Source organism: Azospirillum sp. B506, assembly GCF_000333595.1.
GTDB lineage: Bacteria > Pseudomonadota > Alphaproteobacteria > Azospirillales > Azospirillaceae > Azospirillum.
This window is the reverse complement of the sequence record NZ_BADK01000075.1, coordinates 1-6,378: the sequence shown is the minus strand read 5'-3', so window position 1 is coordinate 6,378 and position 6,378 is coordinate 1. Positions and strand designations below refer to the sequence as shown.

Here is a 6,378-nt window from a genome sequence, read left to right as displayed (position 1 = left end):
GGATGTGCTGCGCGACGCCATCGTCATCGTCGCCGTCGTGCTGGCCGCCTTCCTGTGGAGCGCGCGCACCACCGCCATTTCATTGCTGGCGATTCCGGTGTCGCTGATTCTCACCATCATCACCCTGAAGCTGATGGGTTCCACCATCAACACCATGACGCTGGGCGGCATCGCCATCGGCATCGGCCAGCTGGTGGACGATTCGGTGGTCTATGTCGAGAACACCTTGCGCCGGCTGGGCGACAACCGGCGGCGGCACCGGCCGCTGGAGGTGATCGAGGTCATCATGCGCGCCTCGCAGGAGGTGCGGTCGGGCATCATCTACGCCACCGCGATCATCCTGCTGGTCTTCCTGCCGCTGTTCGCCCTGCCGGGGGAACAGGGGCGGCTGTTCGGCCCGCTCGGCATCGCCTACATCGTGTCGATCTTCGCCAGCCTGCTGGTGTCGCTGACGGTGACGCCGGCGCTCTGCGCCTATCTGCTGCCCAACATGAAGCATCTGGAGGAGTCGCATGATGGTCGGCTGATCCGCTGGCTGAAGCGGCTGAACGGCCGGGCGCTGGGATGGGCGCTCGACAATCCGCGGGCGCTGCTGGCCGCCGCCGCCGGGCTTGTCGTGCTGTCGGCGCTGGCCCTGCCGCTGCTGCCGCGCTCGTTCCTGCCCCCCTTCAACGAAGGGACGCTCTATGTCCAGCTGCTGAACCGGCCCGGCATCTCGCTGGCCGAATCGAGCCGTGTCGGGGCGATGGCCGAACAGATCATCCTGCAGGTGCCCGAAGTGGTCAGCGTCGCCCGCCGCACCGGCCGCAACGAGGACGACGAGGACCCCGATCCGGTGAACAGCAGCGAGTTCCGGATCCGCGTCGGGCTGGACGGCCGCAGCGGCGCCGAGTTCATCGAGGATCTGCGCGACCGCCTGTCGGTGCTGCCGTTCGATCTCACGGTGACCCAGTTTCTGACCTCGCGCATGGAGGTGGCGCAGAACGGCGTGCGCGCGGCCATCGTCATGAAGATCTTCGGCGAGGATCTCGGCACGCTCCGCATGCTGGCAGGCCGCTTCCGCGAGAAATTCGACGAGATTCCGGGGCTGCGCGACCTTCTGGTCGAGCAGCAGGTCCAGGTTCCGCAGATTCGCATCACGCTCGACTACGAGCGGGCCAAGCTGTTCGGCGTGACGCCGGCGCAGCTGGCGCAGGCGCTGGAAAGCCTGTCGAACGGCCGTACGGTGTCGCAGGTTATCGACGGCGGCAAGCGCTTCGACGTGGTGCTGCGCCTGTCGGATGCCGACCGCACGCCGGAGACCCTGGCCCAGATGCGGATGGAGACCCCGGCCGGCTATGTGCCGCTGTCCTCCGTCGCCACCATCGTCAACGCCGCCGGCCCGAACCAGATCATGCGCGAAGCCGGCATGCGCCGCATCGTGCTGACCGCCAACACCGACGGGTCGGACATGTCGGCCATCGTCGCGCAGATGCGGGCGAAGATCGCCGCCACCCCGTTGCCGCCCGGCTACAACACGCTGCTGGAAGGCAGCTTCCGCCAGGAGGAGGAGAGCCGGCCGGTGATGGCCGGGCTGTGCGCGGTTTCCATCGCGCTGGTGTTCCTGGTCCTGTACCAGCGCTACCGTTCGGTGGTGCTGAGCCTGATCGTGATGGCGAACATCCCGCTCGCCCTGATCGGCTGCGTCGGCGCGCTCGTCGTTTTCGGCCAGGATCTGAGCCTTGCCGCCATGATCGGCTTCATCGCGGTGACCGGTGTCGCGGTGCGCAACGGCGTGCTCAAGATCAGCCATTTCATCAACCTCGCCCTGCATGAGGGGGTTCCGACCGGCCGCCTGCTGATCATGCGCGGTTGCGAGGAGCGGCTGACGCCGGTGCTGATGACCGCGCTGTCGGCCGGGCTGGCGCTGATCCCGCTGCTGTTCTCGTCCGACATGCCGGGGACGGAAATCCTGCATCCGGTGGCGGTCGCCATCTTCGGCGGGCTGATCAGCTCCACCCTGCTGGACACGCTGACCACCCCGGTGCTGTTCCAGTGCTTCGGCCAGGCGGCGCTGGAGCGGCTGCGCGTGGTGGCCGAGGGCGACCTCGCCAGCGAGACCTTCTGATCCACGAGGAGACAGCATCATGGAGCCGACCTCCCTGACCGTCCTGGTCGTCACCGCGTCGCTGCTCGGCGGCATCGCCATGGACGTGGGCATGAACACGCTGCAGAATTGGTACGATACCTTTTACCAGGACGCATTCTGGAGCAACCGGACGGTCAGCCCGGAGCTGGAGGCCCAGCTCGCCCGCGAAGAGGCGGAAATCGACCGGCTGATCAGAGCCAGTGACTTTGTGAATGAGGAAAGCGCGAAACCATGAACTCGAACCGTCCGGCTCGTCGTCCGCTTCCCCTGGCCGCATTGGCCCTGGTCGTCCTGGCCTCTCCGCTGGCGGCCGGGGCGCAGACTGCCCGCGACACGCCCCCGGCGCAGGTCACACCGCTTGACGGGGATTTCGTGGCGACCACCCGGATCAATGTGCGCGAGCAGCCCTCCTCCCGAGCGCCCCGCATCGAGCTGGTCGATGGTGGAAGCCGCCTGCGGGTGACCGGAAAGGTGGCCGACGCCCCCTGGTACAGCGTGGTGACGCAGAGCGGCAGGAACGGTTTCGTGTCGGCCGACCTGCTGCGCGCGGCTGCTCCGGCGACCGGCGGTGCCTCCAGCCCGGCGAACGCACCGGTTCCCGTCTCCACGCCGGTTCCCGCGGCCGCGCCTCCCGTCCCTGCGCCCGCACCGGCCGATCCGGCCCTGCTGGAGCGGTTGGACAAGCTCCAGGCCCGCCTGGACGAGATCGAACGGAAGCTGGCGGCGATGCCAGACCTTCAGGCCCTCGTGGACCGTGGTGCCGGAGATGCGTCCAGGATGGAAACGCTGAACTCCACCATGGATTTGGCCAAGGGAATGATGGAGACCCTGTCCGCCTTGCAGGAACAGGCTTCGACCCGGCTGAATGAGCAGCGCGAGGAATTCGGGAAATTCAGCGACCGGTTGAAGTCGGTCGAGGACGACATGCAGCCGACCGTCGAATGGATCAAGCAGTGGAAGGACAAGGCTCCGCCGTTGGCGGATGAGGCGAAGGGATGGTTCGCGACCGCCACCGGGACCGTGTCCGGCTGGATCGGCTCCTGGATACCGTGGGGGGCTGGCGCGTTGTGATCCTCATTCCGGCCACCATAGCGGCAGGCATCGGACTGCCTGTTTGAAAACTTCACTGAAAGAACAGGGAAGCCCCGCCATCCCCAGGGGAGGCGGGGCTTCCGATCGGCACGATGTCTTGGGCGTCTTGCAGCTCAGCCGGTGGCCAGCAGATGCTCCTCCAGGGCCGGAGCCGCGTCGAGGTCGGTCCATTGCAGGGACTGGACATAGCGGTTCGCCATGCAGCCCTGCTCGTTCAGGCGGAACAGGTGGAGCCAGCCATTGTCGAACAGTGCGCGCAGGTCGGGATGGCGGGCCAGGACGTCGTTGATCGCCTCCTGCGGTGCCTCGACCACCACCGACAGCCGCAATGGGTCATGCATGTGGCGGTCGCCGTCATGGACCGACTGCCAGGGCAGGCCGACACGCAGCAGGCCGCCATTGCCCTCCACCACGCCGATTCCGCCGGTGACGTTGTGCAGCAGCTTGTTGCCGGCACCAAACAGCGTCGGCGCCACGGTGGAGCCGTAATATTGCAGGCTGATCCAGCTCGCCACCACCACCGGCGCGGTCAGGATCAGTTCCAGCACGCGGAAGCCCTCGTCCTGCCGCCAGTCGTAGCTGTGCAGGAAGCTGGTGCCCTGCAGGTCGCGGCCGGCGGTGCGGCTCCGCGGCGCGGCGATGAAGGCCCGGCAACCGGCAAGGCCCCATTCCGGCCGGATCTCCGCCCAGTCGCGGCTGCGCCGGGCGATGTCGTCCGCACCGGCCGCCCGCGGCAGGCGGAGAGCGCGCTCTCCGCGGGCGATGGCTCCGGCTGCGGCAAGCCAGCCCCGCACCCGCATCAGGTCGGCGGTGTGGGTGGGGGAGGGGCTGTCGCCGTCATAGAGCGTCACCGCGTCGGTGGCGGTGTCGTGCAGCGCGCCGACGAACAGCGTGTCTGCCGGGATGGCGATGCCCTGGCCGGCGAGGGCGTCCCGCACATCCGGATCGTTGAGCAGGCCGGCGAGCAGCCGGGCGTTCACCTCCCCCGAATAGCCGCCGCAGGCGCCGCATTGCAGGGCGCTGGCGTGCGGGTTGTTGACGGTGGTGGCGCCATGGCCGGCGAGCAGGACGATGCGGGCGAAGCCCTCGGTCAGCGACATCGCCCGCAGGATGGTCGCGGCCATGGCGGCCCGCTCGGCCACCGGCAGCGCCGGGTCGAGCCGTGGCGCCGGGTCGTCGGGAGCCTTGGTTCCCGCAAGAGCGAAGGCATCCCGCAGCAGCTTGCCGGCATAGACCGGTCCCATCGCCTCGACGAAGGCGAAGGACGAAACGGCGGCGAGCTTGAACCGGCCCCAGGCGCGCGCGGCCCGCGCGGTCAGACGCGCCTTGGCGTCGCCGGCGCTGTGGTGGTCATGACCATGCTCATGATGTTGGCAGCAATCCGTGGTCCGCGATCCGGCCTTCGGGGTCAGCAGAACCGGGCAGCGCGCCTCGTCGACATCCGATGCGAAGCGCCGGTGTGACAGGGCGAGACCGAAGAAGCCGGCGAAGCCGATGGTCTCGATGCCGGGATCGACCGATTCCAGGGCACGCCGGAACACCTCCGACCGCACGTCGATGCAGAAGGCGGCCTGCAGGAGGGGCCGTTCCGGCGACGGGCTGACCGGCGGCACCTGCGCGAATCTGTCGGCCAGGACCCGCTGGGCGGCGCGGTCGGCGGCGTCCTGGAGGATGGCGTCGACGATCTGGTCCGCCGTGGGGACCACCGGCTCGGCATGGGCGGCGCAGGCCGCCCGCCAGCGGTCGGCGATCCGCTGTTCGTAGCGGTCGTAGAGCGCCTGTTCCCAGACCAGACGGATCGCCAGGAAATCGGTCAACGTGCTGTCGAAACCGCCGGCCAGTTCCGCTTGCCAGAGCCGATGGCGGGCGACTTGCGCCCAGCCGCCGAGGCTGGTCAGCAACTGGTGGAAATAGGTCTCGCAGGCGGCCGTCGGCAGGCCGAGCCGGGCGACGGCTGCGGCGAGCGCCTGCCCTGCGGTCTCCGGTCCCTCGGCGACCTGGGTGGCGAAGCCCGCCAGGCCGAGGATTTCCGGGGTCAGGTCATGGGTGGCGACGGCCCGCCACGCGCCATAGGCGGATTTGCCCTGCGGTGCCGCCCACAGAGCCTGTCCGGCGTCGAAATAGCCGGCGGCCCAGCCGCCGAACCGCTCGGCGATCAGGCCGGGCCAATCGGTGCCGGACGCCTCCGCCGCCAGATCGGCGACGGTCGGCAGCGCCTTCGGGGAGGGTCCGGCGGTGATGGCGGCGGTCTTCAGGGCGGCCAGGGAGGCCGGTCGTTTGGCATGGGGCGACGCCGCCAGGGCCCCGGCAAGATCGTCGTCGGTGATGGCGCCGGAGGCGATCCGGTCCTGATACCAGGAGCGCGGCATGGTCACGGCGATGCCGGCGACCCGGCCGAGGCGGGCGGCGGTCTGGGCGAGGCTTTCCCCGCCCTGTCCCAGGAATGGGTTGACGGCGACGCTGGAGGCCAGCGGCCAGACCGGCGGGATCGCGCGCACCGCGGCAGCGGCGACGGCGGCAAGCGCGGGGGTGCGGGCCGCGGCGGCGTCGATGGGCTGGGTGTTCATCTGGATCGTCCTTCCGGGATCAGGAAATCTTGCGCACGGACCAGCCGCCGAGCAGCCGGTCGAAGACGGCGTTGGCGTAGAGGCCGTTGGACAGGTGGACCCGCAGACCGGCGGCGGCCGGGTGGTAGGCCCACAGCGGGAACATCGACTGGGCGATGGCGACGAGGCCGAAGCTGACCACCACCAGCACCAGCAGCGCCCATTCCAGGGGGCCGGGGGCCGGCGTCTCGGGCAGCGGCCCGGTCAACGCCCATTCGGCGACGCTCTGCAGCGCGAAATAGGCGGTGGAGGCGGCGACGGCGTAGAGCGCGGTGCGCCGCGTCAGAAAGGCCGGGGCTGCACCGGCCAACCCCTGCGCCAGCAGATAGGCGACGCCGAAGATCAGGATGGCGCCCAGTGCTACGGCCTGCGGCGGCTTGGCGGCGAAGCCGAACAGCGCGCCGAAGACGACGTAGGCCACCGCGTAGATCGCCAGCGCCGCAAGGAAGGCGCGGCCGACCGCGGCACCGTCGGGAACCGCCACCGGGCCGGGGCGCCGGATCGCCGCCACCCCTTCCACCGCGCCGCCGGCCGCCAGGAAGGCATGCGCCT

The 6,378-nt window shown here is 69.7% G+C and carries 4 protein-coding genes and 1 pseudogene; 3 read left to right on the top strand and 2 right to left on the bottom strand.

All coding sequences use genetic code 11. The features are described from left to right. The 3 genes from I71_RS02430 to I71_RS40440 all read left to right on the top strand — a co-directional run. The coding region (locus I71_RS02430) for an efflux RND transporter permease subunit (protein ID WP_042689889.1) at window positions 1–2,107 on the top strand (2,107 nt) is incomplete at its 5' end. Between the two features lie 19 nt (window positions 2,108–2,126). Then, entirely contained in the window at window positions 2,127–2,363 is a 237-nt protein-coding gene (locus I71_RS02425) for a hypothetical protein (RefSeq protein ID WP_042689881.1), read from the top strand. Then, a complete protein-coding gene (locus I71_RS40440; RefSeq protein WP_042689877.1) occupies window positions 2,360–3,199 on the top strand; it encodes an SH3 domain-containing protein in 840 nt (279 codons plus the stop codon). Before I71_RS02425 ends, I71_RS40440 begins: the two co-directional genes overlap by 4 nt. A gap of 134 nt (window positions 3,200–3,333) precedes the next feature. Here the strand turns inward: I71_RS40440 and I71_RS02415 are convergent, their stop codons facing one another. Beyond that, a complete protein-coding gene (locus tag I71_RS02415; protein ID WP_049975881.1) occupies window positions 3,334–5,787 on the bottom strand; it encodes a YbcC family protein in 2,454 nt (817 codons plus the stop codon). A gap of 19 nt (window positions 5,788–5,806) precedes the next feature. Beyond that, a pseudogene (locus I71_RS02410) lies at window positions 5,807–6,378 on the bottom strand (oxidoreductase); the annotation flags it as partial.